This is a genomic window from Pseudomonas sp. PDM25 (assembly GCF_019219045.1).
Taxonomy (GTDB): domain Bacteria; phylum Pseudomonadota; class Gammaproteobacteria; order Pseudomonadales; family Pseudomonadaceae; genus Aquipseudomonas.
Window position 1 is genome coordinate 106,208 of record NZ_JAHUWL010000018.1, and the last position, 18,679, is coordinate 124,886.

An 18,679-nucleotide genomic window follows, 5' to 3' on the forward strand; every position below is an offset into this window, starting at 1 on the left:
GAGCGCCTCGGCGGGCCGTATCAGGCGGTGTTACAGAAGGGAGCAGTGGGAACGGCGGGCGCCCCTTAAAGGAACACTCGCCCGGCTTCAGCGACGGCTTTCGCGATACTGACTTGGCGCCAGGCTGGTCAAGGCGCGGAACTGCCGGCTGAACGCGCTGTGGTCGGTGTAACCGCAGAGCAGGGCGATCTCGGTGATCGGCAGGTCGGTGTGCAGCAACAGCCGGGAGCCTTCTTCCAGGCGCGCCTTGTGAATCATCTGCCGTGGGGTGAGCTGGAACACTCGTTTGCAGTGGCGCTCCAGTTGCGCCACGGAAAACCCGGCGATCGCGGTCAGTTCGGCGAGGCTGATCGACCTGGCGAAATGGCTGCGGATATGCGCGTCCACCGCCGCAAGTTTCTGGAAGGCCGGATGGCTGGACTGTGGCGCTTGCAGGTCGCGGGAAATGCCGGCCAAACCGACGATCTGACCTTGCAGGTCGCGCAGCGCGAGTTTGTGGGTCAGGCACCAGACCGGCTGGTTACCGTAATACAGGTGCAGTTCGAGTTGGTCGGCCAGTTCGCGGCCGGTGGACAGCACCCGTCGATCCTGCTCGGTGTACAGCGGGCCGAAACGCTCGGGAAAGACCATGTCGGCGGTGCGTCCGAGCAGCTCGTCACTGTGTTTGAAGCCGCAGCGCCGGGCCAGGGTCTGGTTGACGAAGGCGTAGCGGGCCTCGCTGTCCTTGATGAAAAACACCACGTCCGACAGGGTGTCGAGCAGCGCCGCGATCGGCTGCAGACTGCTCAGCAGGGTGGGCAGGTCGCAGGGTTTGAAGGTAGTGAGCGAGGCATACATGGCGCTGGGCGTCTGGAGGCAATGCCCGGGATCATAAAGACTCGGCGACGGAGCCGAAAGCCCCGGGCCGGCATTCAGGCCGGCGGGGTGTCGTCCAGGCACAGCAAGGTCTCGATCCGCGCCGGACTGAACGGCGGGCGTGGTGCCGCAGGTTGCCAGCCGAACAGGTGCTGCAACGCGCCGCCACACACCCGGCCCTGGCAGGCGCCCATGCCGCAGCGGCTGGCCAGTTTGGCCTCGCGCCAGTCAGTGTGCCCGGCAAGCGCTGCGTAAGGCACGTCTTCGCAACGGCACACCAGGGTGTCGGGTTGTGCCAGCGATTTGAGTTGCGGGTCGAGGGTGAATGCTTTGTTGAGGGCGTTGGCGAAACCCTGCCAGCGCGCACGACGCGGCCACAATGCTCGGGCCGAATCAAGGTCACCGACGGCGGCGTGGCCAGCGATGGCGCCTTCGACCAACGCCAGTTCACTGCCACCGAAACCGGTGCATTCACCGGCCGCGTAGTGATCGGCGCGGCGAGTGGTCTGCCAGGCATCGACGGCGATCGCCTGGCCATCGAGTTCGCAGCCCAGAGCCTGGCCGAGCTGGGTGTTGGGGATCAGACCGAAGCCACAGGCCAGGCGACCACATTCCAGTTCGATGATTTTCCCTTGCTGTTGCAGGCGCACACCTTCCAGTCGCTCACTGCCCAGGGCGGCCAGTACATAGGTTCCGGTACGGTAATGGCGGTCGAACAACGTGACCGACTGCATCAGCTTGTTGGGCCAGCGTGGCAGTTGCGCGGCGAAACCGCCAACGGCGGCCGCGCAGGCTTGCTCGGCGATGCGCAGCACTTGGGCGCCGTTGTGTTTTGCGGTGGCGGCGCTGGCCAGCAATAACGGTCCGCTGCCGGCAATCACAAGGCGTTCGTCCTGCACCGGCAGCCCGCCTTTGATCAATGCCTGGAGGCCACCCGCACCCGTCACGCCGGGTAGCGTCCAGCCGGGGAAGGGCAGCAGCAATTCGCGAGCACCGGTACACAGAATCAGTTTGTCGTAACCGATCACCCAGCCTCGATCGGCGTCTTCGACCAGCAGTCGTTTCGGCCCGGCGCAGGCGATCACTCGAGTGCCCGAATGACGGCGGATGTTGCTGCACGCTTCCAATCGCTCGCGCATCTCACGCGCCGGGTTCGGCAGCTTGGCTTGAGGCCCATCACGCCAGATTTGCCCACCCGGCAACGGGTTGTCATCGAGCAGGACGATGCGCGCACCGCTTGACGCGGCGGCGAGCGCAGCGGCCATGCCGGCGGGACCGGCGCCGATGATCAGCAGGTCGGCGTATTCGTTCATGCTTGAGTCTCCACGTGCATGCCGTCACGGCACAGCGTCTGGCAGGCCAGTCGTCGCCGACCGTCGATGGTCACCCGGCATTCCTGGCAAATGCCCATGCCGCACAGCGGTGCGCGACGTTGGCCACTGACCGAGGTGCGCGTGCAGCCGTCGCCACTCAGGGCCAGTGCAGCGGCGACGCTGGTGCCCTCGGCAACTCGCAGGGCACGCCCGTCCAGCATCAATTCAGGCATAAACGGACTCTCCGAGAAAACGTTGCGGCAGATACGGTTGCGCGGCCAGCGGCGGCGTTTCGTCGAACAACTGCGCGACCAATAGGTCGGCGGTGCCGGGGGCGGTCGTCACGCCGAGGCCCTCATGACCGACCGCCAGCCATAAGCCTTTGCGTTGCGGATGCTGACCCACCAGCGGCAAGCCGTCGGGGCTGGCGGCGCGAAAACCGGTCCAGGCGCGGATGCCGTTGAGCTGCGCCAGCCCCGGCATGTAGTAGGTGGCACGCCGGAGCATTTTCGCCAGCATCCAGCCCTCGACCTGCGGGTCGGTGGTGCCGAATTGTCGCGAGGCACCGATGAACAGTTGCCCGGTGGGCCGAGGCTGGATATTGCACGCCGTCGAGGGACCGCTGGCGTTGTGGGCGCTGGTGACGTAACCAAGTTCCACCAGGGTGTGAGTGACTTTGCCGGGGTAGCGGTCGGTGATCAGCAAGTGACCTTTCTTCGGCTCTATCGGCAATTCGGGGCAGAGCTCGTTGGCCTGGACGCCGTTAGCCAGAATCACCGCTTCGGCGCTTAGCCAGTGGCCGTTGTCGAGTCGCACACGGTTGCCGTCGACTTCGCTGACCCGCGCCCGGCGTTGGCTGATGTTCGGTGTGTCGAGCATCCAATTAGCCGTCGCCGGCGCATAAAGAATGCCGTCGCCATTGATCAGCAGTCCGCCTTCCAGGCCTTCGCGCAGTTCCGGTTCGCGCTGGTTCAAGGCACTGCTGGAGATCAATTCGCAGGCCACGCCTTGGGCCTGCAAATTCAGGTATTTGCTGTGGGCGACGGCCATTTCTTCGGCATTGGCGGCCAGCCAGAGGGTGCCATTGCACCGGTAGGCGCAGCCGTCGGGCAGGGCCGGCGCCAGTTCGCGCCAGCGTTGCAGGGAATATTGGCTGAGGGCCAGTTCGGCCGGGTTGTCGTCGAGGACCAGCAAGTGGCCCATGCCCGCCGCCGTAGCGCCGGGCAGGCCGGCGTCCAGCACCAGCACACGCAAGCCGCGTCCCGCCAACGCCTGGGCACAAGCGGCGCCGATAATGCCGGCGCCGATCACGATCACATCGGCCACCCGGCCCTCGTTCACGGACGAATGCCCCAGGCGAACGGGTCGTCCTGCTCGATGATCAGGCTGGCTTCGGCGCTGATAAAGGCGCGGCCGCGAATGGTCGGCACGATGCGCTCGCCCTGAAGTTCGTAGGAACCCTCGAACTCGCTGCCGATGACACTGGCCTGACGCCAGATCTGTCCCGGCTGCAATTTGTCGTCGGCCGCCAGGCACGCCAGTTTTGCGCTGGTGCCGGTGCCACAGGGCGAGCGGTCATAGGCCTTGCCGGGGCAGAGGACGAAGTTGCGGCTGTCGGCCTGCACGTCATCGGCGAACAGCTCGACATGGTCGATCAAGCCGCCGTCTTCGCCGCGAATACCCTGAGCCTCCAGTGCTTGCTGGACGGCGAAGGTGTAGGCGGTCAGCGCATCGAGGTTATCGCCGGCAACGCGCAGGCCATGCTCGGCAATCAGGAAAAACCAGTTACCACCCCAGGCAACATCGCCGGTCACTTGACCGATCCCCGGCACCTGCAGCGACAGCGCTTTGCGGTAACGGTAGGCCGGCACATTGCGCACGCTGACCGAATGGTCTTCGTGCAGCGTCGCCTGCACCGTGCCCACCGGGGTTTCGATGCTGTGGACCCCAGGGCCGATCTTGCCCAGATGCGCCAGCGAGGCCACCAGGCCGATGGTGCCGTGGCCGCACATGCCGAGGTAACCGCTGTTGTTGAAGAAAATCACGCCGGCACAGGCGCTCGGGTCCACCGGCTCACAGAGCAGGGCGCCGACCAGCACATCGCTGCCCCGTGGTTCCAGCACGCAAGCGGCGCGCCATTGATCATGCTGTTCGGCCAGCCGCTGCCGACGCTCGGCCATGCTGCCGGTGCCCAGGTCAGGAAAACCGGCGGTCACCAGGCGGGTCGGTTCGCCGCCGGTGTGGGAGTCGATCACGGTGATGCGTTTCATGGGATGGCCACGTCCGTTCAGATGAGTGAACGAAAGAGTGGCCTGTAGAGAGGGGTGTCGGCTTGATGGTTTTACCCAGTGCCGATGACGAAATCGGCACAGTGTGGCGAGCGGTCAGTGGTGGTGAGGCAGGTGCTCGAACAGGGTCTTGCAGACCCCGGAAATGTGCTCGTCGAGCAACTTCACCGCCAGGTCCACGTCACCGGCGCGACAGGCCGCAAGGATTTCCCGGTGTTCGTGATCGGCGCGTTCCTTGCCGGCCGACAGGCTCATCTGCATGCGCAGGTAGCGCTCCAGCTTGTCGTTGACCGAGCGGATCAGGCCGACCAGAAATGGACGCTGTGCCGGTTCGTAAAGGCAAGCGTGCAGTTCCCAGTTAAGCTCGGCCCAGCGCCCGACGTCATCTTCGCCGATGAACTCCTGGCAGATGCGTTCGGCACGGGCGAAGGTGTCTTCGGTCATGTTCGGAATGGCCAGGCGCAGCACCTTGTCTTCAAGCAGCATGCGCACTTCGAACATCTGCGCCAGTTCTGCATCGGAAACCCGGGTGACCATCGCCCCGCGATTGCGCTGGAACATCACCAGGCCTTCGGCCTCCAGGCGCTTGAGGGCTTCGCGCACCGGAATCTTGCTGACGTTGAACTGGCGGGCGATGTCGTCCTGGCGGATCGGCTCGTCCTCGGCAAAATGCCCGGCGACGATGGCGTCACGCAGATGACGGGTGATGATTTCCGACGTCGAAGGCGAATTGCCAAGGTCGGGAGCGTTGAGTTTTGTCAGGGCCACGGTCGTGATCATCAGGATTGAATTGCAGATAGGGTATACGAATTTGCACTGGGTGGTCTTCGGCGATGGTCAGGACCTCCCGCCCACCGTCTGCCAGCCATCAACGTTCGGGAAGGTTCCAGCTTTCGCGGATTTGCTCGTATTGCGCCTCAGGCATTTGAACCAGCAGAGGGGACTGGCGAGGATCCAGCCAATTGAACAAGCGAGAAATATCCGCTGGGTCCATGGCGGTGCAGCCCAGCGTCGGCGAGGCGGGGCCGCGCCAGATGTGGAAGAAAATGCACGAGCCCGAGGCGGGGGACGCCGGCGTATTGTGCTCGATGAAAATGCCTTTTCGATACATGTCGTCATCGCGACGCATCCGTTCGGAGCTGTTCCAGTCTTTTGAAACAGTCGCTCCATCGACCAGCTCGTTATAGCGTGCGGAGTGGCTGTCATCCACGCATTCGATGGTCGGGGTGAGTGCCAGGTAAGGCAGTCTGGTGTCGGCCGTGCTGTCGTAGCCAAACGCCGTTCCCAGTTTGAACACCCCGGCAGGTGCTTTTCCATCGCCTTCATGTTTGAGCGGGCCTTCGCGTTGCTCAACGCTGCTCAGACCCTTGCCCCACGCCAGCCCGCTCTTGCCGACCACTACCGGAAACGATCCTTCGTATTTTCGAAAGGTGTTGCCCTGCCGTTCATAACGCTGGGCCGTGCCCTGGATGTCAGTCCAGTTTTTTGTGGTGACCACAATCAGCTGATTGGCGGTGTCGAGAACATCGCGTGCACCCAGCGGCGTGATGGGGAAGTCCATGACGTTCTTCGGCGAACCTTCCCCGCTGTAGGTGAAGTGCCACCATTCCTTCGAGTACCCGGTAAACCCTTCTTTCTCCATGGCCCTGCTGAGCTTCTGGCGATTTTCTTTGGCGGCAGCGCTGATCGTCGGGTTGTCGGTATGCGCGCGCTCATCGAAGCAATCGAACCCCGTGCCCATGTCGAGCGCGCCGTCGCGCCAACGCTGGCCATAGGCGGCCGTGCAATCGACTTGCCCGGCTGAAGGCGTCCAGGTCTCGGCGGGCAGGGCATCCGGGCCGGTCAGTGTCAGGTCCACGGTTGAGCCTTTGGAGTGGTTCGACACCCGGGCCACGTAGCCCAGGCGCCAGAAGTCCTGCTTGTCCACACGTGGATAGAACTCGGCCTTGCGCGGGTCACCCGGCTCCGACGCAAAACGCCCCATATCGGCAACGGCACGGCTGGGTCGATAACAGTCAAACACCTTCAAACCGTAGCCTTGCGCACGCAACGCTGTTTGTACCCGAGCGAGGGCCTTGGCGGCGTCCAGCGATAACAGGCACTGTGGCGCGGCGTAACCGTCGAGTGGGTGCCCGGTGAAGTTGTGAGCGCTGGCATAGCGCATGTCTTGCTCGATGCCCGGATCAATCGTACGCAGATACACCATGTTCTCGGGTCGTGTCTCTGCCCCGGCGATGCCGGGCACGATAATGCTCAGGCACAGGATCCATTGCAGCCAGTGCCGCGCGAGCAGGCTGCGCGAACGCAGCGAAAACAGTGTCGAGGAGGGCAGAGGCAGGAGGGTGCAGAGACGGGGCATGCGAGACTCCAAAGAGGCCGATTCTCAAGCTGAATCAGGCGTACAAACCATACCCTGCCGCGATGATCAGCGGAGAAACCAGCAGCGTTGCCCAGAACCCCGATTTTGGAACAGCAATGACGCAAATGATCGAGATCATCAACACATAGAGGCCAACCATTTTAAGTAGCGCGAGATCGCCAACGGCTACGGCGTGAATCGCTGTCTGCCCAGCGAGCATAAAAAGCGGCCCCAGCATGGTAAACCAGAGGGCAGTGCGCCGATCTTCGTGCGCTTTGAATTGGTCAACGAAGCCAGAGTCTACAGCGGCGGCGAATGCTGTTTTGAACTTGATAATACCGAATGGAATATGGAGGACGCCCAAGGCGAACAGGGTCCATGCGACGATGTTTGACATGTCTTATATGCTCCGTAACGGTAAGGCTGGATAAGTGCCTGACGTTTGGTTAAGGGAGCGCGGCACGGTCCCGGTTTTATCGCGTAACGTCCAGCAACCGAAGAGAGCGACGTTGAGTGCATTGTCAGGCTGCGTCCTCACGGTGCGAGCCATCGGAATACCTGGACCAAACAGATGTGTAAATTGCGCTGGTGTTTAAGGTAAATAGATCAGCTCTCCGGGGAAATGGTCGAGTCTAGACCAGGTTCAGCCGCGAGCTTCAATCGGTCAGCTTTACTAATGTATTTAGACTTGTTGGCCGGTGCCAATTTGGCACTGGCCTTTTTGGCGTGAGCCTTTAACAACTGCTGTATTTTTTTACGACGATTCATGTTTTCTGCTCGGCTGGTAAGTTCTTCAATGATGGCAGAGGTTGGCGCACGAAGCCTAGGGAGTGAGAGAGGACTTCACTGCGTCTTCCATGACAAAGATGACATCGGCCCAGCGAATATCCGCTGGACCGATGGGGCTACGTGCGTTCGGGCTTGTGCCTCTCAGGCAAACGCAGTGTCGATAAAGGCCTCCAGCGCCTTGTCTTCCAGGATCTCGATAGAGAAGTGCCCGAAGCGCTTGGGCAACCAGATGATGCGTGTCCCGGACGGGGATTGCAGGTTCGCGCGGGCCAACGGCGCTCCGTTTTCGTCTTCTGGCTGAACACCGGCGACCATCAATTCGTCATAGGCCTTCTCAATGTCCGGTGTCGAGTAGCAGTGGCGATAAATCATCCCTTCACCCGAGGCGTCCAACAGTTCCCTCAGGTTCCCCGCCAACGGCTGAACCAGCATGAAACGTTCTTGGCCGATCAGCGCAATCGCGTAGCGCACGTGCAGACTACCTCGTTCCCAGACGAGCGTTTTGGAGATCCTGGCCTTCAGTATCTGTGCGTAGTAAGCACAGGCTTCCTCGAGATTGTTGACCAGTACATCGACGTGACTGAACTTCAGTTCCATTGCATGCCTCCTGCCGCCCCTGCGTCCTATTGATCCATGGGTACTGATCTTGGGATTGCCCAATCACAGACTGCGCAGTCTAGCGGGAGCAGCTCCCTCGCCAAAGGGTTAGCGTCACGCTTAACTAGCAATCAGCTCCCGGCCCGTTTATTCAACGCCTCTTCCGCCGCCGCAATTTCAGCCTGACGCTTGATGATCATGTCGCCAATCGGCGGCCCCTGAAAACGTCTGGCTTCAAAACCGAACCAGACGATGGCCGTCAGCACCAGAAAGCCGATGGTGATGTACAACGCCCAATCGTTCGGTGGCTGGATGCCGATGACGAAAATGATCACCATCGAGAGGATCGAGAGGACGGCGAATACTGTGTACCAGAAGCGTCCCATGTTCCACGGTCCCATGGTCGGCCACTTCGACGTCCCGTAGGTAAACAGGCCCAGCACGATGGGAATGATGAAGGAGAAGAACAGGAAGATCACCGTGCAGGACACCACGATGGTATAGACCGGCGTTGCGCCGACCGATATCACCGACGATCCCCAGTCGAACAATACCGCCAGGGTGGCACCGGTCCAGATCGCCGCCACCGGGCTGCGATAGGTAGGCGACACCGAGGCCAGTGCTTTCGAGCAGGGCAGGCCACCGTCACGGGAAAACGCGAAGATCATGCGTGAAACCGAGGTCACGGTTGCCAGCCCGCAGAGGAACTGCGAGATGAAAATCGCCACGTACAGCACGAGCTTCACGGTTGGGTTGACCTGCGTGTTCATGGCCCAGAAAAATACGTTCCAGCCTTGCTTCGCCGCCTCATCCATGTTCGGCAGCATCAGCACAAACGAGCAGAGCATGACCCAGCCGAACAGCAGCGACCAGACCACCGACGTGACCATGCCACGCGGCACGGACATGGCTGCCTGCCGAGTCTCCTCGGAGGTGTGCGCAGAAGCGTCATAACCCGTGATGGTATAGATCGGCAGCAGCAGGCCGAGCATGAAAACCCAGCCGTTCGACACCTGTGGCCAGACGCTGCCGCCAGCCTCGCCGGAATAGTTACTGAAGGTCCATAACCGGGCGAACTCATAACTGGGCGCCGAGATCAGGCAGACGATGGTCAGCGCGAGCGCCGTGGCGAAGATCAGATACCCCGAGAAGTCGGTGAGTTTCGCGGTCAGGCCGATACCCAGGTGGTTACACAAGGCCTGGATACCGGTCAGGATCGCCAGGAAAATCACCCGGGTCGTGGTGGTGTCTTCCATTCCCAGGGACGGTCCGAAGGCGCCGAAAAAGAAGTAATAAGTACCGACGTTGATCGCGCCGAGCACGGTGACCAGCCCCAGCAGGTTGAACCACGCGGTCAGCCAGCCGGTGAAGCGGTTACCGAGAATCGAGCCCCAGTGATAGAGGCCACCAGCGGTGGGGTAGGCCGAGGAAATCTGCGCCATGGCCATGGCGAAAACCCCGGAGATCAGGCAACCGATCGGCCAGCCGATGCCGATTGACGCACCGCCCGCCCCCGAGGTGCCCTGGGCGAGTGAGTTGATGCCACCCGAGAGGATGCAGATGATCGAAAAGGAAATGGCAAAGTTGGAGAAAACGCCCATGCGTCGCGAGAGTTCCTGGGCGTAGCCCATGCTGTGCAGCACCTTGACGTCATCGTCTTGCGGCGCGCTCGTGCCGGGCTGGCTTGTTGGCTTCATGTTGTGTGCCCCTTCAGGTTTTGATACGCATCCATCCGGGTTTACGTTGCCGGACGGGCTGGCCTTCAACCCCTTGTCGTACTGCTCCTGTTGCTAACGGATAAACCCCGTCCATGCTGCGCGTTCGCACCTTGGCCATGGACAGACAACTGCTCCTACAAACGGCCGTGGTACGCCGCTTCGAATATTTCTGCCGCGCCATTTCGGGTCAATGGCAGCGGGTTGCCGCCGGCGCAAGGGTCGACAATCGCCATGTCCGCGATCAGGTCGGCCTGCCGGTCATCCACCCCCAGCTCAACCAGCGTATGGGGCACGCCGATGTCCTTGCGCAACTTGAGGACAAAGGCCAGAAAACTGTCGAAGCCGGGCGAGGGCAGACGCAAATAAGCCGCGAGGCGGGTGATGCGTTCCTCGATGGCCGGTCGATTGAATTTCAGGACATAGGGCATGAACGTGGCGTTCGTCATGCCGTGATGGGTGTCGTACAGGGCGCCCACCGGATGTGAGAGGGCGTGCATCCCGCCCAGCCCTTTCTGGAAAGCGGTAGCGCCCATCGCGGCAGCCGCGAGCATTTCCGCTCGCGCCTCCAGGTCCGAGGGGGTGTGTACGGCTCGCACCAGGGCATTGGCGACCAGGCGCATGCCTTCCACCGCAATCCCTTCGGCCATGGGGTGAAAGCCGGGAGCGCAATACGATTCCAGACAATGCGCAAACGCATCCATGCCGGTGCCCGCAGTGACCTTGGCCGGCATGCCGACGGTGAGGGCCGGGTCGCTGATGACCACGCGCGGCATCATCTTCGGGTGGAAGATGATGCGTTTGGTGTGCGTACGCTCATCGATGATCACCGCGGCACGGCCCACCTCGGAGCCGGTACCCGCCGTGGTCGGCACCGCAATGATCGGGGCGATGCTGCCTTCGTCGGCGCGGGTCCAGTAGTCGCCGATGTCTTCGAAATCCCACACCGGTCGGGTCTGGCCGCTCATGAAGGCGATGAGCTTGCCCATGTCCAGTCCACTGCCCCCGCCGAAGGCGACCACGCCATCGTGTTTGCCGGCGCGCCAGGCGTCGAGCCCGCCCGCCAGATTGGCTTCGACCGGATTGGGTTTAAGGTCGCAAAACAGCGCGACACCAAGGCCGGCGGCGCGCAAGGCGTCCAGCGCTGAAAGGGTGATCGGGGCACGCGCCAGGCCACTGTCGGTGACCAGCAACGGTCGCTGGATTCCTTGGCTGCGGCAGATCTCGGCAAGCTCGGCGATGCGGCCGACACCGAAGCGGATGCTTGTGGGGTAGTTCCAGTTCGCGGTCAGGCTCATGGCTCAGATCTCGTGGCGCAAATGGAAGGATTTCGCGCGGGTCAGATGTTCGTAACCCAGGCGCGACAGCGTGACGCCGCGCCCGCTGTTCTTCACCCCGGTCCAGGCCAGGGCCGGGTCCAGGTAATCGCAGCGGTTCATGAACACGGTGCCGGTGTCGATCTCGTTGCCCAGGCGTTCGGCGGCGGCAAGGTCTTGCGTCCAGATGGACGCGCTGAGCCCGAACTCACTGTCGTTCATCAAGGCAATGGCTTCGTCGTCGCTGGCCACCGGCATGATGCCGACCACGGGACCAAAGCTTTCCTCGCGCATCACCGACATTTGATGGGTGACGTCGACTAATACTTGCGGCGCGAGGTAGGCACTGCCCGGTGTGTCGGCGGGAAAGGTCTTCGGATCAATCAGCGCCTTGGCGCCTTTTGACAGTGCTTCGGCGATCTGACCCCGAACGAATTCAGCGGCGGCCGGATTCACCAGCGGGCCGAGGGTGGTGGCTTCGTCCAGTGGGTTGCCCAGCACGTATTGGTGGGTCAGCGCGACGAAGCGCTCGACAAACGCCTGGTAGATTTTTTCATCGACATAGATCCGTTCGACCGCACAGCAGCTTTGTCCGGAGTTGAAGTAGCTGCCATCCACCAGGTTTTCCACTGCGTGTTCGACGTTGGCGTCTGCGCGGACATAGGCCGGGTCTTTGCCGCCCAGTTCCAGGCCTACGCCGAGGAAACTTCCGACGGCAGCCTGTTCCATGGATTTACCGGCTTCGACCGAGCCGGTGAAGTTCACTTGCTGCACGCGTCCAGAGGCAATGATCGCTCCGGTATAAACATGACTCAGCAACAGGTTCTGGAACAGTCCTTCGGGCAGATGGGCGCGGCGAAATGCCTCGGCGAACCGTTCACCCACCAGCAACGTTTGCGACGCGTGTTTGAGGATGACGCTGTTGCCGGCCATCAGCGCCGGGATAATCGTATTCACCGCTGTCAGGTAGGGATAATTCCAAGGGGCGACGACCAGCACCGTACCCAACGGTTCGCGTTTGATATGGCGTCGAAAACCGGCAACAGGCGTGGGTTCAATTGCTGCCAAGGCTTCAGGCGCAATAGCGATCATATGCCGGGCACGCTCTTCGAAACCTCGCAGTTCGCCAGCGCCAAAGCGCACCGGACGGCCCATCTGCCAGGCCAGTTCCGGCACGATGTCGGCCTTCATGGCCAGCATTGCGTCTACCGCGGCACTACAGAAGGCGGCGCGTTCGCTCAGTGGCCGGCGTTTCCATTGCGCCTGGGCCGCTTCGGCCGCCGCCAGCGCCTGGTCGATTTGCGCCGCATCGGCGCAGCGGCGTTCGGCATAGATCCGGCCATCGACCGGGGAGATGAGTTGAATGGTTGAAGTCATGATGGTGGTCTCAATAGCGCTCAAACCCGCGCTGCAGTTCCCAGTCGGTGATCCGCCGGTCGTACTCTTTCTGCTCCCATTCGGCGGTGTGCACGTAGTGGTCGATCACTTCATCGCCGAACGCTTCGCGCAACATGGTTGAGCCCTGGAGTGCGGCGCAGGCTTCGCGCAGGGTCTTCGATACTTCAGGCAAGTGTTCGTCGACGTAGGCATCACCCTCGAAGGGCGGCGCGAGGCTGAGCTTCTCGTCGATACCGGCCAGTCCCGCAGCGATCAAAGCGGCGAAGGCCAGATAAGGGTTGAGGTCGGCCCCGCCAATGCGACATTCGATGCGGATGGATTTGCTGCCTTCTGCGCACAAACGGAAACCTGCGGTGCGATTGTCCCGACTCCACACAGCCCGGGTCGGGGCAAAGGTGCCGGCCTGAAAACGCTTGTATGAATTGATGTAGGGCGCGAGAAAACAGGTGATGTCGTTGGCGTACTTGAGCTGCCCGGCCACCCAGGAGCGCATCAGTTTCGACATGCCGAACTCCGCCTTGGCGTCGAAGAACAAAGGCTTTTTACCGTTCTTGTCCCACAGCGAATTGTGGATGTGGCTGCTGGAACCGGCGGCGTCATAACGCCACTTGGCCATGAACGTGATCGCCTTGCCCTGCAGTTGTGCGATCTCTTTGCAGGCGTGTTTGATGATGACGTGGTGGTCGGCCATGGTCAGCGCGTCGGCGTAACGGATGTTGATCTCTTCCTGACCCGGCCCCCATTCACCCTTGGAATTTTCGACGGGAATGCCGCTGGCCTGCAGATGCTTGCGAATCGCCCGCAGCACCGGCTCTTCGCGGGTGGTCTGCAGGATGTTGTAGTCCTCGATGTAATGACCAGCCGTCTTCGGCTTGTGGTAATTGCGCTCGTGGATGGCCTCGTAGCTCTCGTCGAACAGATAGAACTCCAGCTCTGAAGCGAACATGCCGGTGTAGCCGCGCTCGCGCAGTCGCTCGACCTGCTTTTTCAGAATCGCCCGGGGGCTGTGCGGCAAGTCGCGCCGATGGTGATGATCGAGTACATCGCAGAGCACCAGCGCCGTGCACTCGAGCCAGGGCACCCGTCGCAACGTGGCCATGTCGGGTTTGAGCACAAAGTCGCCATAGCCTTTGCTCCAGCTGGCTGCGGCGTAACCCGGCACCGGCTCCATGTCGATGTCGTCGGCCAGCAGGTAATTGCAGCAATGGGTTTCTTCATGGCCGCTGTCGATGAAAAACTCGACCTGGAATCGTTTGCCGACCAGTCGGCCTTGCATGTCGACCATGCAGACCAGCACGGTATCGATCTCGCCGGACGCGGCGGCACGCTTGAGTTGATCAAAACTGAGGAGGGGCTCGGTCATCACGTAGTCCTGCGTGAATTGTTTGGGCCTGTCTGAAATAGCTGTTGCAGACGCTCTCCAGAACCAACCAAAACCTGCAGACGCGAGCATCGTGTGCAATAAGCTGCTGTAAGCGTAGCCTACTGTTGCAGTGTGCAAGTTTCGCCAATCGCAGCCTGATGACTCGAGCGCAAAGGCGCGAATTGATCGCCCTCCAACGCGAGGAAACAAACATGACAAAGAAGAAAGCGCACAACACCTACCAACGCCTCGAACAGCAGTACCCGGATTACCTGGCCGCCGTGGAGGCCTTGGGGACGGCGGTGCGTCATACCGGCCCACTGGAAGAGATCGTTGTCCAACTGATCCAGCTCGGTGCCGCGGCGGCCATCCGCTCTGAGGGCGCGGTGCACAGCCATACCCGACGGGCACTGGAGGCGGGCGCTACACCAGAGCAGATCCGTCACACGCTGATCTCCCTGACGAGTACGATCGGTTTCCCCACCGTCGTTGCGGCCATCAGTTGGGCGGATGATGTGATTGAGACGTGAACGAGTTCGCTGGCAGGCAGGGCGCCTGTCGCCTTGACCTAAGCAACGGGGTGGACTCCTTTACACTTCGGCAGTCATTTTTTGGCTATTTTCTCTGGCCCAGGGTTTCTCCAACAATCCGCGCGGCATCTCCTGAGGGCGGCAAGCCGAACACTCGTGCGTAATCGCGGCTGAATTGCGTAGCGCTCTCATAACCGACCTCGAATGCTGCACTCGTGACACTTCTGGCGTGGGCCACTAGCAGAGTCCAGACCTGAAGCAAGCGGCCCCTTTTTTGATACGCCGTTGGCGGCTGTGGCGGCTGTGGAGGCTGCGCGCCGGGTGCTGAACGGTGATCGGCGACCAGGCTTTGAATCGCCTGCGCGGGTGTTTGGCGTCGGATTCGCGCAGACGATTGCAGGTTCGACAATCACAGATTTTTAGGGCGCGACAACGCTCGGTTTCGCACTGATCATGAGCAAGGCTGCCGACGTGACGCTGCTGGGTTCGATGGGCCGCATCATTAACATCAGCTCCATTCAGGGTGGGCTTTGTGTTTGGTCTTTGTTCTGATAATGGTATATCGCGAATAAACAGGGAGCGTCCAATGATCACTGCACACGTTTTCATCGCCATAAGTCTGGATGGTTTCATCGCCCGGCAAGATGGCGACATCGAGTGGCTGTTACAGCGCGATGATCCGACCGAGGATCACGGCTATGCAGCCTTTATCGCTGATATCGACATGATCGTGATGGGGCGCGGGAGCTATGAAAAGGTGTTGACCCTCGACACATGGCCCTATGACCGCCCCGTACTGGTGCTTTCTGAACAGCTGGCCGATACACCCGTGCCCGAGGCGCTGCAGGACAAGGTTCGGTTCTGCAACCTCTCGCCAAAGGACACGATTGAGAAACTGGCTGGGCAGAACGTACGTCGGGTTTATGTCGATGGCGGGCGGCTGGTGCAGTCATTCCTGCGCGAAGGGCTCATTGCCGATATCGTCATCACCACTGTTCCTGTGTTGATCGGCTCGGGAAGGCCGCTGTTCGGTGCATTGATAAAGGACATTGATTTGAGACTGGTATCCAGCCGTAGCTTTCCTTCGGGTCTGGTGCAATCCACCTATCGGCTGGCCCCATGACCTGCCCGCGATGAAGGCGGGGGCAGGTCAAATCGAGGCTATTTCCCTGAGCCTTTGTGCCTGATATCTCCGCAAAAAATATCGATGTTGCCACTGTCCGGCGCACTTCGAACGACGATGGAGTACTCGCCGGCCAGCAGGACCGGCAGTGCGACCGGTGCGCTTCTTGAGAACGCCCAGCCGCGTATGGCCTGGCGTTCGGTGGTGACATGATCATTCATTGCGTAAGCGACTGGCCCGGGGTGCTGGCAGCTGCCTTTATTGATGAAGGTGAAAAGGCGCAAGGGCAGAGACGCCCCGCTTGGCGCACCACTGATGAAGAAACTGAGCCCGGTTTCTTTGCCCCAGTCGGCCAGCGTTACATTGCCGATTTGACCGGTGTTTTGCCGGGTGGCAACCAAAGGAACGCTCACGCCATGGTTTGATGAAGTGGTGCAGCCGAAAAGGCTTGCGGTGACCATTAGCGCTGCAAGTGAGTTTCTACGCTTCATTACCAACCTCCTGCGGTGAAGAACTGCAATGGGAGATTAGCGGGTATAGCTCATTCGTCGTCTTCCTGGCGTTGTCTGTTCGAAATCCTCCATTCATGCGGAATCTGGCAACAGTGTTTGTCCAGTGGGTCGCTGTTTGAGGGAGGGGTAAACACCTAGCATCGTCTCTACCGAATGAGCCAATAGCGTCAGTGTCAACTCGCTCACGAGGTTAACTTTGGACGATAGGGTGAATACGATGAAAATTTCAAAACTTGTGATGGTTTTTGCGCTTGGCGTTTTAGGTACACAGGCCTTTGCAGGCGAAAGCCAGTCTACTGCCGCGAAGAGCAAGACGCCTGTAGACACGTACACTTACGACATGAAACTGGATATCCAGAAAGTCATTACAGTGTCAGATATTCCTGACCAGTGCGGGCCCGTCCCGGCGCAAATGACGTATGAAGACTCTCAGGGGCAACGGCATATCCTGCAGTATCAAGTCATGGGCACTGGCTGTTCAAACGGTTGAGTCGTGTGTGGAAGATGGAGGGTCGACACTCCATGCCTGCCGCACTCGTGATTTCAAATGTTGTTATCGTTTCCTGGGTGAACCGGTGATTGTTTCATCGGATGCCAACAAGCCTGGAATATAACTTTTAAGAAATTCCACCCATGTCTTGATCTTTGCATCCACGAACTTTCTTGATGGGTAGATTGCAAATAGATTCAACTCTTCAAGATGATAGTCGGGTAGTACCCGCACTAACGTACCCGCCTTGAGACCGTCGACTGCCGAAGCAATCGGCTGAATGCCGATGCCCATCCCGTTGGTAATCGCGATGGTCATGCCATCGGCGGTGTTGATGTGCAAGGGCGACAGCGGGACGTTGACGGTTTCCATGCCTTCGGGCCCCTCAAATGCCCAGTTTTCAGCCGGCATGACGCTATTCACAATTCTCAGACAATCATGTGAGCCCAGTGCACTCGGGGACTCGGGGTGTCCGCGTTTCTTCAGGTACGCAGGCGAGGCGCAGAGGATGCTGTAGGTCATGCCGAGGCGCTGAGCGACAAACCCTGAATCGGGTAAATCCCGCGCCAAGACAATCGACATGTCATAGCCTTCTTCCAGCAAGTCAGGGAGCCGGTTGGTCAGGGTCAGATCAAACATCACCGAGGGATGAGTCTCTCGATAGCGGGCGATGGCATCGATCACGTAATGGTTGCCAATGGCTGACATCGCGTGAATCTTCAGCCGGCCAACGGGCAAGGTATGAGCCGTGCCTGCTTCTTCGTCCGCTTCACGCACTTCTTCAAGAATTTTCTCGCAGCGTTGCAAGTAGCGCAGACCGGCTTCGGTCAGCGCCAGGCGTCGGGTTGTGCGGTTAATCAGGCGAGTTTGAAGCCTGGCCTCCAGGCTGGAGACCGCTTTGGAAACGTTGGTTGTTGTGGTGTCCAACACCTCAGCCGCCGCGGTAAAGCTACCGCTTTGAGCGACCGCAACAAAAAAACGCATGGTTTGGAAAACGTCCATCGTTTCCACCTCAAGGGTATGGATAAAGAGGGCGGCCCTGCAAAAAGACCGCCCCCTCGTGGTGTATTACTTCTTCTGCGGAATAAATCCAGGTACACCCGTTTCCACGACTGAGTTGAATCGAACCCGGGTCGTAATCTCTTCCTTGATTTCAAGCATGGCCCTGTGCGGCAGGGTAGAAATATCAATGTTTTCCTGAATATGGCTCGGCGTCGCAGACGTGGTCAGGAAAGCGACTCCCCGCTGGACCGACCAGGCCAATGCTACTTGAGGCGGAGTTTTCTGTATGCGCTTGGCGATCCCTGTAATCACCGAGTCTTCCAATACGTTCGGCTCCATGCCATGCCCGAGTGGCGCAAAGGCAAGGACGATAATTCCGTGCTGCTGACAATACTCAAGCAGTTCCCATTCAGGCAAATAAGGGTGGGATTCAACCTGCACGACGGCGGGTTTTATCCGGGCCACTGCCACAATCTCTTGTAACCGCTCCAGCGTGATATCAGACAAGCCGATGGACTTGCAGCGGCCTTCATCCACCAGGCGCTCGAGCGCCCGCCAGGTTTCAATTAACGTCACGCCGGAGTCGTAGATAACTCGACCGTGCTCGTCTCTTGGGTCCTGATCATCACCGGGCTTAAAGGCAAACGGCGTATGGATCAGATAGCAGTCGATGTAATCCACTTGGAGTCGTCGGCAACTCGCCTCGAAAGCAGGTTCGACGCGCTCGGGACGATGGTTGGTGTTCCACAATTTGGTGGTAATGAACACGTCCTCGCGCCGGACCTTGCCTGCCTCAATCACTTCCTGCAGGGCAACGCCGACCCTCTCTTCATTTCGATAACGTTCTGCACAGTCGAAATGGCGAAATCCTGCTTCCAGCGCGTCTTTGACCGCTTGAGTTGTGACGCTGAGATCCCGAAACAACGTGCCAAAGCCAACGGCCGGCATCTCACCCGAACCGTGTATCAGAGGGAATCGGGTATCGCGAAGTGCATCGTGAAATGATTCGTAAGGCATAGCTTTTACTCC

General features: G+C 60.2%; 20 protein-coding genes and 2 pseudogenes. 3 read left to right on the forward strand and 19 right to left on the reverse strand.

Going from position 1 to position 18,679, the window contains the following annotated elements; all coding sequences use genetic code 11:
- Window positions 1–87: 87 nt before the first annotated feature.
- The 15 genes and pseudogenes from KW848_RS26780 to KW848_RS26845 form a co-directional block, all read right to left on the reverse strand.
- Window positions 88–837, reverse strand: coding sequence for an AraC family transcriptional regulator (locus KW848_RS26780; RefSeq protein WP_218538579.1), 750 nt, complete (start codon window positions 835–837; stop codon window positions 88–90).
- 74 nt (window positions 838–911) lie between these two features.
- Window positions 912–2,168 carry an FAD/NAD(P)-binding oxidoreductase gene (locus KW848_RS26785; protein WP_218538580.1) on the reverse strand — a complete coding sequence of 419 codons (1,257 nt, stop codon included), beginning with the start codon at window positions 2,166–2,168 and terminating at the stop codon, window positions 912–914.
- Complete coding sequence (locus KW848_RS26790) at window positions 2,165–2,401, reverse strand: (2Fe-2S)-binding protein (protein WP_008157207.1); 237 nt, start codon at window positions 2,399–2,401, stop codon at window positions 2,165–2,167. Before KW848_RS26790 ends, KW848_RS26785 begins: the two co-directional genes overlap by 4 nt.
- Window positions 2,394–3,509 carry an FAD-binding oxidoreductase gene (locus KW848_RS26795; protein WP_218538581.1) on the reverse strand — a complete coding sequence of 372 codons (1,116 nt, stop codon included), beginning with the start codon at window positions 3,507–3,509 and terminating at the stop codon, window positions 2,394–2,396. The genes KW848_RS26790 and KW848_RS26795 overlap by 8 nt, the downstream gene beginning before the upstream one ends.
- Window positions 3,506–4,438, reverse strand: coding sequence for a 4-hydroxyproline epimerase (locus KW848_RS26800; RefSeq protein WP_218538582.1), 933 nt, complete (start codon window positions 4,436–4,438; stop codon window positions 3,506–3,508). Before KW848_RS26800 ends, KW848_RS26795 begins: the two co-directional genes overlap by 4 nt.
- A gap of 114 nt (window positions 4,439–4,552) precedes the next feature.
- Window positions 4,553–5,224 carry a GntR family transcriptional regulator gene (locus KW848_RS26805; protein WP_309140087.1) on the reverse strand — a complete coding sequence of 224 codons (672 nt, stop codon included), beginning with the start codon at window positions 5,222–5,224 and terminating at the stop codon, window positions 4,553–4,555.
- 100 nt (window positions 5,225–5,324) lie between these two features.
- Window positions 5,325–6,815, reverse strand: coding sequence for a M15 family metallopeptidase (locus KW848_RS26810; RefSeq protein WP_256365287.1), 1,491 nt, complete (start codon window positions 6,813–6,815; stop codon window positions 5,325–5,327).
- A 34-nt stretch (window positions 6,816–6,849) separates the two neighbouring features.
- Window positions 6,850–7,212, reverse strand: a complete 363-nt coding sequence (locus tag KW848_RS26815) for a DUF6463 family protein (protein ID WP_218538584.1) — start codon at window positions 7,210–7,212, stop codon at window positions 6,850–6,852.
- Between the two features lie 209 nt (window positions 7,213–7,421).
- The gene (locus KW848_RS26820; protein WP_218538585.1) at window positions 7,422–7,583 is read right to left on the reverse strand and encodes a DUF2986 domain-containing protein; all 162 of its coding nucleotides are present in this window, start codon (window positions 7,581–7,583) and stop codon (window positions 7,422–7,424) included.
- An 85-nt stretch (window positions 7,584–7,668) separates the two neighbouring features.
- Window positions 7,669–7,743: pseudogene (locus KW848_RS31975) on the reverse strand (phosphotyrosine protein phosphatase); the annotation flags it as partial.
- Window positions 7,744–7,745: 2 nt separating this feature from the next.
- Window positions 7,746–8,201 carry a VOC family protein gene (locus KW848_RS26825; protein ID WP_218538586.1) on the reverse strand — a complete coding sequence of 152 codons (456 nt, stop codon included), beginning with the start codon at window positions 8,199–8,201 and terminating at the stop codon, window positions 7,746–7,748.
- 131 nt (window positions 8,202–8,332) lie between these two features.
- On the reverse strand, window positions 8,333–9,898 hold the full coding sequence (locus KW848_RS26830; RefSeq protein WP_218538587.1) for an amino acid permease: 1,566 nt from the start codon (window positions 9,896–9,898) through the stop codon (window positions 8,333–8,335).
- Between the two features lie 155 nt (window positions 9,899–10,053).
- On the reverse strand, window positions 10,054–11,214 hold the full coding sequence (locus KW848_RS26835; protein ID WP_008157173.1) for an iron-containing alcohol dehydrogenase: 1,161 nt from the start codon (window positions 11,212–11,214) through the stop codon (window positions 10,054–10,056).
- A 3-nt stretch (window positions 11,215–11,217) separates the two neighbouring features.
- Window positions 11,218–12,609, reverse strand: a complete 1,392-nt coding sequence (locus KW848_RS26840) for an aldehyde dehydrogenase family protein (RefSeq protein WP_218538588.1) — start codon at window positions 12,607–12,609, stop codon at window positions 11,218–11,220.
- Between the two features lie 10 nt (window positions 12,610–12,619).
- A complete protein-coding gene (locus tag KW848_RS26845) occupies window positions 12,620–13,993 on the reverse strand; it encodes a glutamine synthetase family protein (RefSeq protein WP_008157169.1) in 1,374 nt (457 codons plus the stop codon).
- A 212-nt stretch (window positions 13,994–14,205) separates the two neighbouring features.
- On the opposite strand from KW848_RS26845, the gene KW848_RS26850 reads away from it, so the two are divergent.
- Window positions 14,206–14,523, forward strand: coding sequence for a carboxymuconolactone decarboxylase family protein (locus KW848_RS26850; protein WP_008157167.1), 318 nt, complete (start codon window positions 14,206–14,208; stop codon window positions 14,521–14,523).
- Between the two features lie 85 nt (window positions 14,524–14,608).
- Here the strand turns inward: KW848_RS26850 and KW848_RS32535 are convergent.
- Window positions 14,609–14,905: pseudogene (locus KW848_RS32535) on the reverse strand (helix-turn-helix domain-containing protein); the annotation flags it as partial.
- Between the two features lie 204 nt (window positions 14,906–15,109).
- Here KW848_RS32535 and KW848_RS26860 point away from each other — a divergent pair.
- On the forward strand, window positions 15,110–15,646 hold the full coding sequence (locus tag KW848_RS26860; RefSeq protein WP_218538589.1) for a dihydrofolate reductase family protein: 537 nt from the start codon (window positions 15,110–15,112) through the stop codon (window positions 15,644–15,646).
- Between the two features lie 38 nt (window positions 15,647–15,684).
- On the opposite strand, the gene KW848_RS26865 is transcribed toward KW848_RS26860, so the two are convergent.
- Window positions 15,685–16,137, reverse strand: a complete 453-nt coding sequence (locus KW848_RS26865; protein WP_218538590.1) for a hypothetical protein — start codon at window positions 16,135–16,137, stop codon at window positions 15,685–15,687.
- A 238-nt stretch (window positions 16,138–16,375) separates the two neighbouring features.
- Here KW848_RS26865 and KW848_RS26870 point away from each other — a divergent pair, with 238 nt between their 5' ends.
- Window positions 16,376–16,648, forward strand: coding sequence for a DUF2790 domain-containing protein (locus tag KW848_RS26870; protein ID WP_218538591.1), 273 nt, complete (start codon window positions 16,376–16,378; stop codon window positions 16,646–16,648).
- Window positions 16,649–16,711: 63 nt separating this feature from the next.
- On the opposite strand, the gene KW848_RS26875 is transcribed toward KW848_RS26870, so the two are convergent.
- Together KW848_RS26875 and KW848_RS26880 are read right to left on the reverse strand one after the other, a co-directional pair.
- Window positions 16,712–17,650 carry a LysR family transcriptional regulator gene (locus KW848_RS26875; protein ID WP_218538592.1) on the reverse strand — a complete coding sequence of 313 codons (939 nt, stop codon included), beginning with the start codon at window positions 17,648–17,650 and terminating at the stop codon, window positions 16,712–16,714.
- A gap of 66 nt (window positions 17,651–17,716) precedes the next feature.
- Window positions 17,717–18,667: an aldo/keto reductase gene (locus KW848_RS26880; protein WP_218538593.1), complete on the reverse strand. Its 951-nt coding sequence runs from the start codon at window positions 18,665–18,667 to the stop codon at window positions 17,717–17,719.
- Window positions 18,668–18,679: the final 12 nt, after the last annotated feature.